Origin of the sequence: Prevotella sp. BV3P1 (genome assembly GCF_000479005.1) — a bacterium.
Lineage (GTDB): Bacteria > Bacteroidota > Bacteroidia > Bacteroidales > Bacteroidaceae > Prevotella.
Map to the genome: position 1 here is coordinate 67,360 of NZ_AWXC01000028.1, position 13,293 is coordinate 80,652.

Consider the following 13,293-nt stretch of genomic DNA (forward strand, 5'->3'; position numbering starts at 1 on the left):
AGAAACGTTTTACACCATAACCATTTAATAAGATGAAACACATATTCATTGTTCTGTTAGGATTGGCCGCATCATGTGGGAATGTAGCTTGGGCGCAAAAGCCTAATCAGTATAGTGCCAAACTAAAATTCTATAACCTGCCGAAAAACAAAATCTACCACAAAGGCTGGATAGACTACAACAAGAATGGCAAAAAAGATGTGTACGAAGATCCTACGGCCGGAATTGATGATCGCATTGACGATCTGATCAGTCAGATGACGCTTGAGGAAAAGACCTGCCAGATGGTGACTCTCTATGGTTACAAACGTGTGTTGCAAGACGATTTGCCCAACGAAAGCTGGAAACAAAAGTTGTGGAAAGATGGAATTGGTGCCATTGACGAACACCTCAATGGCTTTCAACAATGGGGCTTGCCGCCTTCAGACAATCCATGGGTGTGGCCTGCCTCAAAGCATGCATGGGCCATTAATGAGGTTCAGCGATTCTTTGTGGAACAAACGCGTCTTGGGATTCCTGTTGATTTCACCAATGAGGGCATCCGAGGCGTGGAGAGTTTCAAGGCTACCAACTTTCCTACGCAGTTGGGATTGGGTACGACATGGAACCGAAAGCTCATTCATCAGGTAGGCTATATCACAGGGCGTGAGGCTCGTTTGTTGGGCTATACCAATGTGTATGCTCCTATTTTGGACGTGGGACGCGACCAACGTTGGGGGCGTTATGAGGAGGTTTATGGGGAAAGTCCGTTTCTCGTAGCCGAGTTAGGCATACAGATGACACGAGGGTTACAAACCAATTATCAGGTAGCCTCTACAGCCAAGCACTTTGCTGCCTATAGCAATAACAAAGGAGCGCGTGAGGGTATGGCTCGCGTGGATCCGCAGATGTCACCCCGCGAGGTACAGAACATACACCTATACCCGTGGGGCAGGGTGGTGAGAGAAGCGGGATTGTTGGGAGCGATGAGCTCGTACAACGATTATGATGGGGTACCTATACAGGGTAGCTATCATTGGCTCACAGAGGTGTTGCGCCAACAGTTTGGCTTTAAAGGTTATGTGGTGTCCGACAGTGATGCGTTGGAATATCTCTTTTCGAAGCATCGCACCGCTGACAACATGAAGGAAGCCGTGTACAAAGCTGTCATGGCGGGTTTGAATGTGCGGTGTACATTCCGCTCACCCGATTCATTTGTTTTGCCATTGCGTGAGCTGGTCAAAGAGGGACGCATTCCTATGAAGGTGATAGATGAGCGGTTGAGAGATATTCTTCGGGTGAAATTCATGGTGGGTATCTTTGATCGTCCGTATCAAATGAATCTGCAAGCAGCCGACAAGGAAGTGGATGGGGAGAGTCATCAGCAAGTGGCGTTACAGGCATCACGCGAGAGCATTGTGCTATTGAAGAATCAAAACAACACGTTGCCCTTAAACAAGGCGTCCATTAAAAAGATAGCTGTATGTGGTCCTAATGCCAATGACGCAACGTATGCGCTTACCCATTATGGTCCGTTGGCTGTTGAGGTGACAACGGTCTTTGAAGGAATACGCAACAAGGTGGGAAGTGAGGTTGAGGTGACTTATACCAAAGGCTGTGATCTTGTGGATGCGCATTGGCCCGAATCAGAGTTGGTAGATTATCCCATGACGGCCGATGAGCAGAACGAGATTGACAAAGCTGTGGAACAGGTGAAGCAGAGTGATGTGGCTGTGGTGGTACTTGGTGGCAATTTGCGTACTTGTGGCGAAAACAAGTCACGCTCTTCATTGGAGTTGCCGGGCAGACAATTGCAACTATTAAAGGCCGTTCAGGCTACGGGAAAGACGGTGATATTGGTATTGATCAATGGCCGACCACTGTCTGTTAACTGGGCTGATAAGTTCGTTCCGGCCATTGTAGAGGCATGGTATCCTGGTTCTCAGGGCGGAATAGCTGTCGCCGATGTGCTGTTTGGTGACTACAATCCAGGTGGTAAGCTTACCGTTACTTTTCCAAAGACAGTGGGGCAGATTCCTTTCAACTTCCCTTCTAAGCCGGCTGCCTTGGTCGATGGTGGAAACAAGTTGGGGTTGCATGGCAATGCATCGCGCGCAAATGGTGCCCTCTATTATTTCGGACATGGTTTGAGTTACACGACTTTCAAATATTCGAACCTTCGGTTGTCAGCGCAAAACATCAGTCCTACCGACTCGGTATTGGTGAGCTGTGACATCACGAACACCGGTCAACGTGCCGGAGATGAAGTGGTACAACTTTATATTCAAGATGTGTTGAGCACGGTGACCACGTACGAGAAGAATCTCAGGGGCTTTGAACGTGTGCATCTCAAGCCAGGTGAAACACGCACCTTGTCGTTTGTCATCAAGCCAGAGCATTTGCAGCTCATCAATGAGCTGTATCAACATGTGGTTGAACCCGGTGATTTCAAGGTAATGATGGGTGCCTCGTCAGAGGATATACGACTGAAAGATACGTTTACCGTTACTACTCCTAATGCTTCAATGGTTGCCAAGAATCGTGCTCATCGCATGGAAGTAGTGGCTGTTCCCACAACTCCAACCGCCCAATATGCGGTGGATGGAAACACTTCTACTTACTGGCAGGGGCAGACTAACGCCTCTCTGACGGTATCTGTGCCAGCCTCTGAGAAATTAGGAAGTCTTACTATTGTGTTTGCGAAAGGCTGTTCACCTAATGCAGAATTCACGATTCAGCTATCGTCGGGTGGTGGTCAGTTCTTGGATGTCTTTACAGGAAAGGTTTCGGGACACGAACAAAAGCTGCAAATCAATCGGTCTGGCGTTAGTGATATTAGGGTACTTTGCCAGCAAGGCACGTTGAATATAGCCGAAATCAAAGTGGATAAGTAGCACGGGTGTGGGCGGATTGTCTGTCGTGTCCAATCGAACAGGATCTATGTTTCATGGAAAGTTGTCCATACATCTGATGCAAGAACCGTCCAAGATATGCTTTACAAATAAAAATGGCTGTTCGAAATAGATACGAACAGCCATTATTTTCTTGCAATCAAGAAGAGGTTTTACTCTGCTTCTTGCTCCAAGGCGCGATAGTTGATCAAGTCTTCGGCGCGGAAGTTCTTGATGAACGTGTAGTGCCCTGTATTCTCTTCTTCAGCATGACGCATGTAGACGTGTGCGCTCTTGCCGAACAATTCGGGTGAACGTGATGCATCATCAATGAGCAATACTGACATCAAGAGATTGGCTGTCATGTTATATAGGCGACGAGCCAAGAAGTCTTGCAGCTCCTGGTTGTCAGCCTCTTTCACCATGTTGACAGCTTCTTCGTACTGCTGGGCCAGCACTTTCAAGCGGTCGTGTAAAGGTTTCCATGCGTCTTCAACCTCATTGTCGAGCATTTCTTTCATGATGTTGAGGTAGGTACCATTCATGATGTAGCGTATGGCGGCTACCACTTGCAGCTGTGTCGTGCCCTCGTAGATAGAGAAAATGCGTGCGTCGCGGAACAAACGCTGGCACTTATAGGCCATGATGAAGCCCGAACCACCATGTATGCTGATGGCATCATAAGCGTTTTGGTTGGCATATTCGGAGTTCATGCCTTTGGCTAATGGCGTGAAAGCGTCAGCCAATCGGTTGTATTTCTTCATCTCCGCACGTTCTTCAGCACTCAGTTTTCGGTCGCGTTGGATGTCTTCCAATGCCTTATAGAGGTCAACGTAACGAGCCGTTTGATACAACAAGGAACGGCCTGCGTCGAGTTTGGCCTTCATGCGCGACAGCATGTCGTACACGGCGGGGAACTCAATGATGGCTTGTCCAAACTGTTGACGCTCTTTGGCGTATGCCAAAGCTTCGTTGTATGCCTCTTGTTCAACACCAACCGACTGTGCCGCAATGCCCAAACGAGCGCCATTCATCAGTGCCATGACGTACTTAATCAGTCCCATGCGCGTGCTTCCGCACAGTTCGGCTTTGGCATTCTTGTACACCAGCTCGCAGGTTGGCGAGCCATGGATACCCAATTTGTTCTCAATGTGGCGCACATCCACCCCGCCATTGCGTTTGTCGTAGATGAACATGGACAGTCCTCGGCCGTCTTTCGTACCCTCTTCCGACCGTGCCAGCACCAAATGGATGTCTGAGTCGCCATTGGTGATGAAGCGTTTCACGCCATTCAGTCGCCAACAGTCTTCTTTTTCATCATAAGTAGCCTTGAGCATCACGCGCTGAAGGTCAGAGCCTGCGTCGGGTTCGGTCAGGTCCATCGACATGGTGGCACCCTCACAAACGCGTGGGATATACTTTTCTCGCTGCTCGTCCGAGCCGAATTCATACAGCGTGTCGATGCACGATTGCAGCGACCAGATGTTCTGAAATCCTGCATCTGCTGCGGCTATCATCTCCGACATCATCGAGAAAGTGACGTTGGGCAAGTTCAGTCCGCCATAACGCCGTGGCATCGATACGCCCCACAGGCCTGCTTGCTGGGTTGCTTTGATGTTGTCAAGCGTTTTGCTGGCATACTTCATGCGCCCATTCTCAAGATGCGGACCTTCTTTGTCCACGTCTTCCGAGTTGGGTTCGATGATGTTTGCCGCCACGTCGCCCGTGATTTCGAGAATGCGTTTGTAATTCTCGATAGCATCATCGTAATTTACCGGAGCATCATCATAGTGCTCTTTGTCTTGATAGTTGCGCTCCTTGAGCTCAACAATTCGCTTCATCAACGGATGATCTAAATGAAATTTAATCTCCGGATGGTCAGTATAGTAATTGGACATAGTTTGATATTATTGTTTGAAGTTATCGGAAGTTATTCGGAGTTAGTTCGCTTCGCTCACAGGAGTTAACGGACATTACCTTTGCATGACGCTATGGCATTGTTGTTAAGTATTCCTTTGGCATACGCATTGATATACCAACTTGCTTTTTCTAAAATACTCATGAGTTCAGCATATTGCTCTTCGTTTATATATTCTAAATCTTTTGATAGAATGATATAATTTCTACATTCTTCCAAACTGCCTTGAGATGTATTCAAGAAGCGTAATTTATCTGCCTTTCCTATCTTTCGATATCCTTCTGCAATATTAGCAGTAATAGATACCGCAGCACGTTGAAACTGCGAAATCAAGCCAAAGCGTTCTATCTCAGGAAATGTTCTCGTCATTTTATAAACTTTGATTACAAATTGATGAGATATTTGCCAAGCTATGATATCTGTGAAATTTTTCGTCATCTCATGTGCGTTATTATATTCCAACAGGGTGACTAAGAGAACTAATGTCTGTTAACTCCCATGGCCGAAGGCCTATAACTCCGATATTACTCCTATTAACTCCCCCTAATCGTGGGGATTTATTTGCTGTTCTCCTTATAATATTTAATCATCTTGGGCACCACTTCCTCCACCGTTCCGGTGATGACATAGTCGGCCAGCTGGTTGATGGGGGCGTCGGCATCGGTGTTGATGGATATGATGATGCCCGCGTCTTGCATGCCGGCCACATGCTGAATCTGTCCGGAGATGCCGCAGGCGATGTACACCTTGGGATGCACCGTCACGCCCGTTTGACCAATCTGGCGGTCTTTCTCTATCCATCCGGCGTCAACGGCTGCGCGACTGGCGCCCACCTCACCGTGTAACACGTCGGCCAATTCGTATAGAAGGTCGAAAACCTCTTTGCTTCCTACGCCGTAGCCGCCTGCCACAACGATGGGCGCACCCTTTAGGTTGTGCTTGGCTTCCTCAACATGTCGTTCAAGTACCTTAACGACATACGATTCTGGACTGACGTATTCCGTTACCACGGGATACACCACCTCGCCTTTCGCCTCGCCCTCATAGAGCGCCTTCTTCATCACTCCCGAACGCACGGTCGCCATCTGTGGACGATGGTCGGGGTTGACGATGGTGGCCACGATGTTGCCGCCAAAGGCCGGTCTGATTTGATAAAGCAAATTGTCATAGTGCTTTTTGGCTTTACGGTCGTCGTAGTCGCCAATCTCCAGTTGCGTACAATCAGCCGTCAGTCCACTGGTGAGCGATGACGACACGCGCGGTCCCAGGTCGCGGCCGATTACCGTCGCACCCATCAGGCATATCTGCGGTTGCTCTGTCTGGAACAGTTTAACCATGATGTCCGTGTGTGGTGCCGACGTATAAGGATACAATCCTTCTCCGTCGAAGACAAACAATTTATCAACGCCATAAGGCAATATCTGGTTCTCTACGTTGCCCTTGATGCCCGTTCCCACTGCCAGCGCATGCAGCTCAACGCCCAGTTGGTTGGCCAGTGTGCGCCCTTTGGTGAGCAGCTCTTGAGATACTTCGGCAACGGTTGTGCCTTCTATCTCGCAATATACAAATACGTTGTTCATATACACATAAGTTTATTAGTTTTTGAGTTTATGAGTTTTTAAGTTCTCTAAGTACAAGAAACCTTAGCATGAGGCAATTTTGTTTTGCAACTTAAAAACTAAAAAACTGACAAACTTAAAAACTTACCCAATAATCTTTTCTTCAATCAACTCTTTCATCAGTGCTTTCACATCCTCATCAGATGAGGTAAGCGTTTTGCTCTCCTTGGCTTGGAACACGATGTTCTGCACCGACTTCACCTTCGTTGGCGAGCCCGAAAGACCACACTGCGCTGGGTCGCCGTCCACATCGGCCACCGACCATTGATTCAATGTGAGGTAAGGACGCTGCTCATAGAGTTCGGTCCATGCCTCATCGCCTTTCCGTTCCATCGGACAAGTGGCGTACTTGTGCTTCATCACCAGCTTGGCATGGCAAGGACGGCATGGGGCCGCACTTCCATTCACCGTGACAACCACGGGCAACGGAGCCTCTACTGTCTCGACACCGCCATCAATCAAGCGGCGAATGGTAGCCTTTCCGTTTTCTATCTTCAATATTTCTTCGGCGTAGGTCACCTGGTTGAGGCCTAATTTCTGAGCAACCTGCGGACCTACTTGTGCCGTGTCGCCATCGATAGCCTGGCGGCCTCCAATCACCAAGTCTACATGCCCAATCTTCTTGATGGCCGTGGCCAGCGCGTAAGACGTGGCCAGCGTGTCGGCTCCGGCAAACAAACGGTCGGTCAGCAGCCATCCGGTGTCGGCGCCGCGGAACAAACCTTGGCGGATGATTTCAGCTGCACGCGGTGGTCCCATGGTCAACACGCCCACGGTAGAACCTGGATTTTGCTCCTTGATGCGCAGCGCTTGCTCCAGCGCGTTCAAGTCTTCGGGATTAAATATGGCGGGCAGTGCGGCTCGATTCACCGTGCCTTGCTCAGTCATGGCATCCTTTCCGACGTTTCTTGTGTCAGGTACTTGTTTGGCAAGTACAACGATTTTCAGTTTCATAGAATGTATTCTGTGTTATAATATAATGGTCGTTAACAGATTCCTTTTAGGACTTTTGTCTGCTCGCAAATGTACTAACTTTTTGGTTCTTACCCAAAAAAAGGGTGCATAAATGCACAATCAGGATTCGGTTTCACATTCCTTATGCATCAAGGGCGAAACATGATAAATCAAGCCGCTATTTGCATGATTTCCAATAGCAATGACTTTGTGTGCCAAACTCATTGACTTTGATGCCCAAACTCATTGACTTTGACTGCCAAAGTCAATGAGTTTGGATTGGAAAGTCACGGCCAAGGGGAACGTAACAAGTAGAAAAACAAGATAAACGCCTCATTATGAATGAGATAAAACCATAGAAAGACATCGCAAACCGCTTTGTAAGGATGCCCCACTTGCGTGTTTTCAAGGGACGTGATGACATGGTTGCCGGTAGCTCTTCACGGCAAAGAAATGGGACGCAGCAAGCTCAGGATGGGCCATGACGTATGAAATGAAACAGCGGCAGACGCAGATAAATATTCTGAAAAATAGGGCGGAGAATATTCGGCGCTTCATATTTTATTCGTTAACTTTGCATGACTATGATAGACAGAGCCACCGTTGAACGGATAAAAGACACGGCCAACATCGTGGATGTGGTGAGTGAGTTTGTGACACTTCGCAAGAGTGGCGCCAACTACAAGGGTCTTTGTCCGTTCCATAACGAGAAAACACCCTCGTTCATCGTTTCACCTGCCCGCGGTACCTGCCATTGTTTCGGGTGCGGAAAGGGTGGAAACGCCATCGGGTTTATCATGGAACACGAGCAGATGAATTATCCCGAGGCCCTGCGTTGGCTGGCTCGCAAGTATCATATTGAAATCCGTGAACGCGAGATGACGGATGAGGAACGTCGCGAACAGAGCGAGCGCGAGTCGATGTTCATCGTCAACGAGTGGGCAGCGGGCTATTTCAGCGACTTGTTGCACAACCATCCGGACGGACAAGCCATTGGCATGCAGTATTTTCGTAGTCGTGGTTTTCGCGACGACATCATCCGAAAGTTCCAATTGGGGTACGACTTGCCCGACCGCACGCTGCTGTCACGGACGGCCATTGGCAAGGGTTATCAGGAAGAGTTCTTGTTGAAGACGGGCATTTGTTATAAAACCGACCGTGGTGACTTAATCGACCGGTACAGCGGGCGGGTCATCTTTCCGTGGATAGGGCTCAATGGCAAGGTGGTAGGTTTTGGCGGTAGGGTGCTCGACTCGCGCACCAAGGGAGTTAATCAGAAATATGTCAACTCGCCGGCATCCGAGATTTACCAAAAAGACCGTGAGCTGTACGGCATCTACCAGGCCAAGAAGGCCATCGCGAAAGAAGACTGGGTGTACATGGTGGAGGGCTATACCGACGTAATCTCCATGCACCAGTGCGGCGTAGAGAACGTGGTAGCCAACTCGGGAACGGCACTCAGCATGCATCAGATTCACATTCTGCACCGATTCACGTCCAACATCACCTTATTATATGATGGTGACGCCGCCGGCATCCATGCGGCTTTCCGCGGAATGGACATGCTCTTGAGTGAGGGCATGAATGTGAAGATACTGCTTTTGCCTGACGGTGACGACCCTGACAGCTTTGCGAGAAAACATTCGGCCGATGACTTCAAGGCATACATCGACAAGCATCAAGTTGACTTTATACAGTTCAAGACCGACATGATGGTGAGCAACGTCATCGACCCTTTTAAGCGTTCTGAGGGCATCAACTCCATCATCAGCAGCATTGCCGTGGTACCCAATCAGATTCTGCGTGATACTTATGTGCAGGATTGCGCGCGCAGAATTGGGATGAGTGAGCAGACTTTGATTAACACCATGAATCGATACATCCGCGAAAATCGAGGTGCCAGAACCACAGAGCAGCAAAGAGCGGCCATGCAGGCGGCGCAATCCGCGCCCGTTTCCCACCCCACACCGTCTGCAAAGCCCATGGCACAGGCTTCGAAGGTAGAACTGATGCTCATCCAACTGGTGATTAGAAAGGGCGAACAGCTGATTTACGAGGGCGTGGAAGATGATAATCACAACGTCGTAAACTTCACCGTGGCTCAATATATCGACTACATCTTGAATGGTGACCAGCTGCAATTGGGCAACGAACTCTACAGGCGCATTCTGTCAGAGGCTGTCAGTCACAGCGGAGAAGAAGGCTTTGTGGCTGAACAATACTTCGTGCATCATGACGATATTGAAATCAGCAAACTGGCCAGCAAGTTGAGCATGGATGCTTATCAGGTGATGGAAACACAAAAACCAGCATCTGAAACGAAATATATTGACGAGGAACAATTGGCGAGAGAGGCGCAAGAGGCTCTCCGAAACCATACCATTCACTTGGTGATGGACTACCGCATGGACTATGTTGAACAGCGGTTGAAAGACCTGATGCGCGAGATAGCGGAGGCGTCGAACGACGCTGAACGCATGCAACAGCTCATGCTGGAATATAAAGACATGCACCAAATACGCAATGCCTTGGCCAAACAGTTGGGCAACAACATCATCGTGTAACACCGTAAATGACACGCTGGTGCGACTTTGTCGTGCCAACCGACCGACAAATCGGACTTGCCTGCAGCATAAACAATACTATGGTTTACCTTCATTGGACGCTTATCTTGATCTATTTGATCATCATTATCGGCACCATTGTCACCGTCTTGTTGGACAACCGACAGCCGTCGAAGACAATGGCGTGGTTGCTCGTGCTCATTTTCTTACCTATCGTGGGCATCATTCTTTATTTCTTCTTCGGCCAAAACACGCGCAAGCAGCGTATGATGAGCCAGCGAAGCATCGACCAACTCACCAAGCGTTCGATGTTGGAGTTTGCCGAACAGAAAGATTTGATGCTGCCCGAACGGTATCAACCGCTGATACAGCTGTTCGCCAATCAAAACATGTCGTTGCCATTCAAGGACAACGAGGTGGAAATCTATACCGAAGGGGCCGACTTCTTCCTGGGGTTACTCAAGGCGATAGGCAGTGCCAAACATCACATACACATCGACACGTACATTATTGAAGAAGACCCACTGTCACAGTTGATTGCCGATGCCTTGATAGACAAGGCGCGGGAGGGTGTTGAGGTGCGACTGATTTACGACTATGTGGGTTGTTGGAAGGTTCCAGGCAGGTATTTTGAGCGGCTTCGCAACGCCGGTGTTGATGTGCGTTCTTTCATGCCAGTGCACTTTCCGGCATTCACTGGCAAGGTAAACTACCGTAATCACCGCAAGCTGGCCGTTGTAGATGGGCAGATAGGTTTTATCGGTGGCATGAACATTGCCATGCGCTACATACGCGGTTCGGCCAAACAGCCATGGAGAGATACGCACATGAAGGTGCGCGGGGGAGCCGTGTACGCCATACAGCGTGCCTTTTTGGTAGATTGGTATTTCGTGGATAGGACGCTCATCAGCAGTCAAAAGTATTATCCACCCTTTGAACAACCCATTACAAACAATTGTCTTGCACAGGTTGTGACCAGCAGTCCTATCTCGCCTTGGCCTGAAATGATGCAGGGATATGTGCGCATTTTGCTCGAAGCTCGCCGTTATGTCTACATGGAAACGCCTTATTTCCTACCCACGGAACCCGTGCTTTTCGCCATTCGCACAGCGGCCTTGGCGGGCGTTGACGTGCGCTTGATGCTGCCAAGGCATGGGGACGTGAAGTTAGTTGAATGGGCCAGCAGGTCGTATATCCCTATCATGATTGAGGCGGGCGTGAAGGTTTATTTCTACAAAGCGGGGTTCAATCATTCTAAACTCTTGGTGGCTGATGACAGTTTGTGTACATGTGGATCCACTAACATCGACTTCCGTAGCTTTGAAAACAACTTCGAAGCTAACATTTTCTTTTATGATGAGGAACTGGCTTTGCGCATGAAGCAGGTCTTTTTGACCGATCAAGAATCGTGTGTGCTTATCGACAGGCTGGCAGATTTCATGCGTAGGCCGTTCTTAAACAGGCTTTGGGAGTCGCTGGTACGTCTGCTTGCTCCGCTTCTATAATGCCGCTTCCCTTCGTAAGCGATTACATGTCTTTGGATTGGAATATGGTGAAGTTGACGCTGCCGTAGTGTCTGTGCTCGACATATTGCGGCAATGTACTGAAATCATTCTTCTTTCCGTGTTCGAATACGAACACGCCGTTTGGCTTCAGCAGCTCATATTGCAGAACAAGCGCGGGAATCTTCTCCAGTTCGGGTAAGGTGTATGGAGGGTCAGCGAAGATGAAATCGAACCGTTGGTGGCAATTTTTCAAGAAACGAAACACGTCCCCTCGAATCAAAACGTTCTTCTCTGTTCCTAATTTTTGCATGCAATGGCGAATCAAGTTGGCATGGTCGCGGTCGGCCTCCACGCTCACTACCTGCTCACACCCACGCGACAACAGTTCCATAGAGATGCTTCCGGTGCCTGCAAAGAGGTCTAAAGCCATGGCTCCTTCAAAGTCAATGTAGCCGTTCAGCACGTTGAAAATGCTCTCTTTAGCATAGTCTGTCGTGGGTCTGGCTTTGAACGTGTGGGGTATGTCGAAGTGTCTTCCCTTGTATAAGCCTGTGATGATGCGCATTATTTTCCTTTCAAAAAGAGGGTGATGAGGTCGAATGTGATTCCTTTGATGTTGATGATGGGAGCACGATTGAACTCTGCTGCGGGATTGATGTAATACACTTTTTGCAAATAGCGGCGCAGGTTGTCGGTCAACCATTCGCGTTCGGGAACGTCGCCCGCTACATGCAGCTCGTCTTTCTCGGTGTCCAAAGCCAGCAATTTCCATGCGTACAGCAGAAAGTAGATGGCATCTTGCGCGCTTGCCGCATTGAATGTGTTGCAGAACTTGAAGCGGTTGTGTTGAAAACAGAACACGTCTACCTTCTTATCATGAAAGTATGCGTACAGTTTTTGGTACGCTCCCGTGAAACTTCGCTTATGTAGATAGCTCCAAACCGGCTGCAACATGGGGTGGAAGCGCACGTCGTTGAAGTGGTCTGTGATAACCAATTTCAGGTCTTTGTTCATGGAAAACACGGCCACTGCGTTGAGATTGGGCAGAATGGCGTGCAACACCGTGCTGTCGTCATGCCCGATGAAGGTGTGATGGTAAAGTAGTTCGATGGCACTTTCATCAAATTCGTCAATGGGAATCATCAGAACGGGCGAGTCGACCATCACCTGTGCCCGCTGGTAGCCATACGAGAGCAGGTCACTTTCTTCAAAGGCTTCGCGTAAGTTGGCAGCCAACGAAATACCACTCTTAAGGATATAAGGCTCGAAAGCCAATTGGCTCTCCGTGGAATTGTCTATCACGGAGAAACTCAAGGAGTGCTGACTGACCCTGAAAGTCAGCCTGGCCCTCTTTCGTTGTATGTCATTCCCAATTTCCGGCATTGTCGTTTGATGTGTTGAGATCTCCGATCTTCAGTCCGGGAAAGCGTCCCGCCGCGTTCTCGTCGTCAATCAGTTGTTGGATGGCTTGTTTGTCTAATCCCTGTAAAAAGTCAGCATGATAGGCCCTGCATTCCATCAATGGCAGCTGTCGCCCCGACTTAGTGAGCTGCATGGCGGTTTCTATCTCGAACTGCTTGTGGTTGGTATGCGGAACAAACCGCAGGGAGTCGGTCAGCAAGCCCCGACGTATCAGGCTATCGAAGCTGGCGGTATAGCCTCCCGTGGCCATGCGGTATTTCTCTTCGGCCATGCGTATTTGCACCAAATGGCGCTTCACTTCTGTTTCCCGTTCAGTCTGTTGCTGCTTGAAGTGGATGGGACCGTAGATGCTCAAGATGCACAAGATGGCCAGAATCAAGACGCAGCAGGTTAAAAGATAATTATGCTTTACTTTGACTTTCATGACCGATTTTTGTTGTA

At 49.0% G+C, this 13,293-nt stretch carries 10 protein-coding genes; 3 read left to right on the forward strand and 7 right to left on the reverse strand.

All coding sequences use genetic code 11. The features are described 5' to 3' along the window. Positions 1-32 precede the first annotated feature (32 nt). Entirely contained in the window at positions 33-2,873 is a 2,841-nt protein-coding gene (locus HMPREF1254_RS05620; RefSeq protein WP_023057623.1) for a beta-glucosidase, read from the forward strand. Between the two features lie 170 nt (positions 2,874-3,043). Here the strand turns inward: HMPREF1254_RS05620 and HMPREF1254_RS05625 are convergent, their stop codons facing one another. From HMPREF1254_RS05625 to HMPREF1254_RS05640, 4 genes are all read right to left on the reverse strand, one after another. After that, positions 3,044-4,768, reverse strand: a complete 1,725-nt coding sequence (locus HMPREF1254_RS05625; protein ID WP_023057688.1) for an acyl-CoA dehydrogenase family protein — start codon at positions 4,766-4,768, stop codon at positions 3,044-3,046. A 65-nt stretch (positions 4,769-4,833) separates the two neighbouring features. After that, a complete protein-coding gene (locus HMPREF1254_RS05630) occupies positions 4,834-5,226 on the reverse strand; it encodes a four helix bundle protein (RefSeq protein WP_036879420.1) in 393 nt (130 codons plus the stop codon). A 119-nt stretch (positions 5,227-5,345) separates the two neighbouring features. Next, positions 5,346-6,368 (reverse strand): electron transfer flavoprotein subunit alpha/FixB family protein, encoded by a 1,023-nt coding sequence (locus tag HMPREF1254_RS05635; RefSeq protein ID WP_023057708.1) that lies wholly within the window; start codon positions 6,366-6,368, stop codon positions 5,346-5,348. A 123-nt stretch (positions 6,369-6,491) separates the two neighbouring features. Further along, positions 6,492-7,361 carry an electron transfer flavoprotein subunit beta/FixA family protein gene (locus HMPREF1254_RS05640; RefSeq protein ID WP_023057703.1) on the reverse strand — a complete coding sequence of 290 codons (870 nt, stop codon included), beginning with the start codon at positions 7,359-7,361 and terminating at the stop codon, positions 6,492-6,494. Between the two features lie 584 nt (positions 7,362-7,945). Here HMPREF1254_RS05640 and dnaG point away from each other — a divergent pair. Then, positions 7,946-9,925: a DNA primase gene (gene dnaG / locus HMPREF1254_RS05645; RefSeq protein ID WP_023057712.1), complete on the forward strand. Its 1,980-nt coding sequence runs from the start codon at positions 7,946-7,948 to the stop codon at positions 9,923-9,925. Between the two features lie 80 nt (positions 9,926-10,005). Further along, on the forward strand, positions 10,006-11,430 hold the full coding sequence (cls, locus tag HMPREF1254_RS05650; RefSeq protein WP_036879417.1) for a cardiolipin synthase: 1,425 nt from the start codon (positions 10,006-10,008) through the stop codon (positions 11,428-11,430). 22 nt (positions 11,431-11,452) lie between these two features. On the opposite strand, the gene rsmD is transcribed toward cls, so the two are convergent. From rsmD to HMPREF1254_RS05665, 3 genes are read right to left on the reverse strand one after another with little or no spacing between them, the layout of a single operon-like run. Continuing rightward, the gene (gene rsmD, locus HMPREF1254_RS05655; RefSeq protein ID WP_023057661.1) at positions 11,453-11,995 is read right to left on the reverse strand and encodes a 16S rRNA (guanine(966)-N(2))-methyltransferase RsmD; all 543 of its coding nucleotides are present in this window, start codon (positions 11,993-11,995) and stop codon (positions 11,453-11,455) included. Continuing rightward, on the reverse strand, positions 11,995-12,813 hold the full coding sequence (locus tag HMPREF1254_RS05660) for a DUF3822 family protein (RefSeq protein WP_036879415.1): 819 nt from the start codon (positions 12,811-12,813) through the stop codon (positions 11,995-11,997). Before HMPREF1254_RS05660 ends, rsmD begins: the two co-directional genes overlap by 1 nt. Then, the gene (locus tag HMPREF1254_RS05665) at positions 12,794-13,276 is read right to left on the reverse strand and encodes a hypothetical protein (protein ID WP_023057682.1); all 483 of its coding nucleotides are present in this window, start codon (positions 13,274-13,276) and stop codon (positions 12,794-12,796) included. The genes HMPREF1254_RS05660 and HMPREF1254_RS05665 overlap by 20 nt, the downstream gene beginning before the upstream one ends. Between the last annotated feature and the right edge of the window lie 17 nt (positions 13,277-13,293).

Excerpts from the sequence above, each read along its gene's own strand:
- HMPREF1254_RS05620 (WP_023057623.1), top strand. The coding sequence starts at position 33 with ATGAAACACATATTCATTGTTCTGTTAGGATTGGCCGCATCATGTGGG.
- HMPREF1254_RS05625 (WP_023057688.1), bottom strand. The coding sequence starts at position 4,768 with ATGTCCAATTACTATACTGACCATCCGGAGATTAAATTTCATTTAGAT.
- HMPREF1254_RS05630 (WP_036879420.1), bottom strand. The coding sequence starts at position 5,226 with ATGACGAAAAATTTCACAGATATCATAGCTTGGCAAATATCTCATCAA.
- HMPREF1254_RS05635 (WP_023057708.1), bottom strand. The coding sequence starts at position 6,368 with ATGAACAACGTATTTGTATATTGCGAGATAGAAGGCACAACCGTTGCC.
- HMPREF1254_RS05640 (WP_023057703.1), bottom strand. The coding sequence starts at position 7,361 with ATGAAACTGAAAATCGTTGTACTTGCCAAACAAGTACCTGACACAAGA.
- dnaG (WP_023057712.1), top strand. The coding sequence starts at position 7,946 with ATGATAGACAGAGCCACCGTTGAACGGATAAAAGACACGGCCAACATC.
- cls (WP_036879417.1), top strand. The coding sequence starts at position 10,006 with ATGGTTTACCTTCATTGGACGCTTATCTTGATCTATTTGATCATCATT.
- rsmD (WP_023057661.1), bottom strand. The coding sequence starts at position 11,995 with ATGCGCATCATCACAGGCTTATACAAGGGAAGACACTTCGACATACCC.
- HMPREF1254_RS05660 (WP_036879415.1), bottom strand. The coding sequence starts at position 12,813 with ATGCCGGAAATTGGGAATGACATACAACGAAAGAGGGCCAGGCTGACT.
- HMPREF1254_RS05665 (WP_023057682.1), bottom strand. The coding sequence starts at position 13,276 with ATGAAAGTCAAAGTAAAGCATAATTATCTTTTAACCTGCTGCGTCTTG.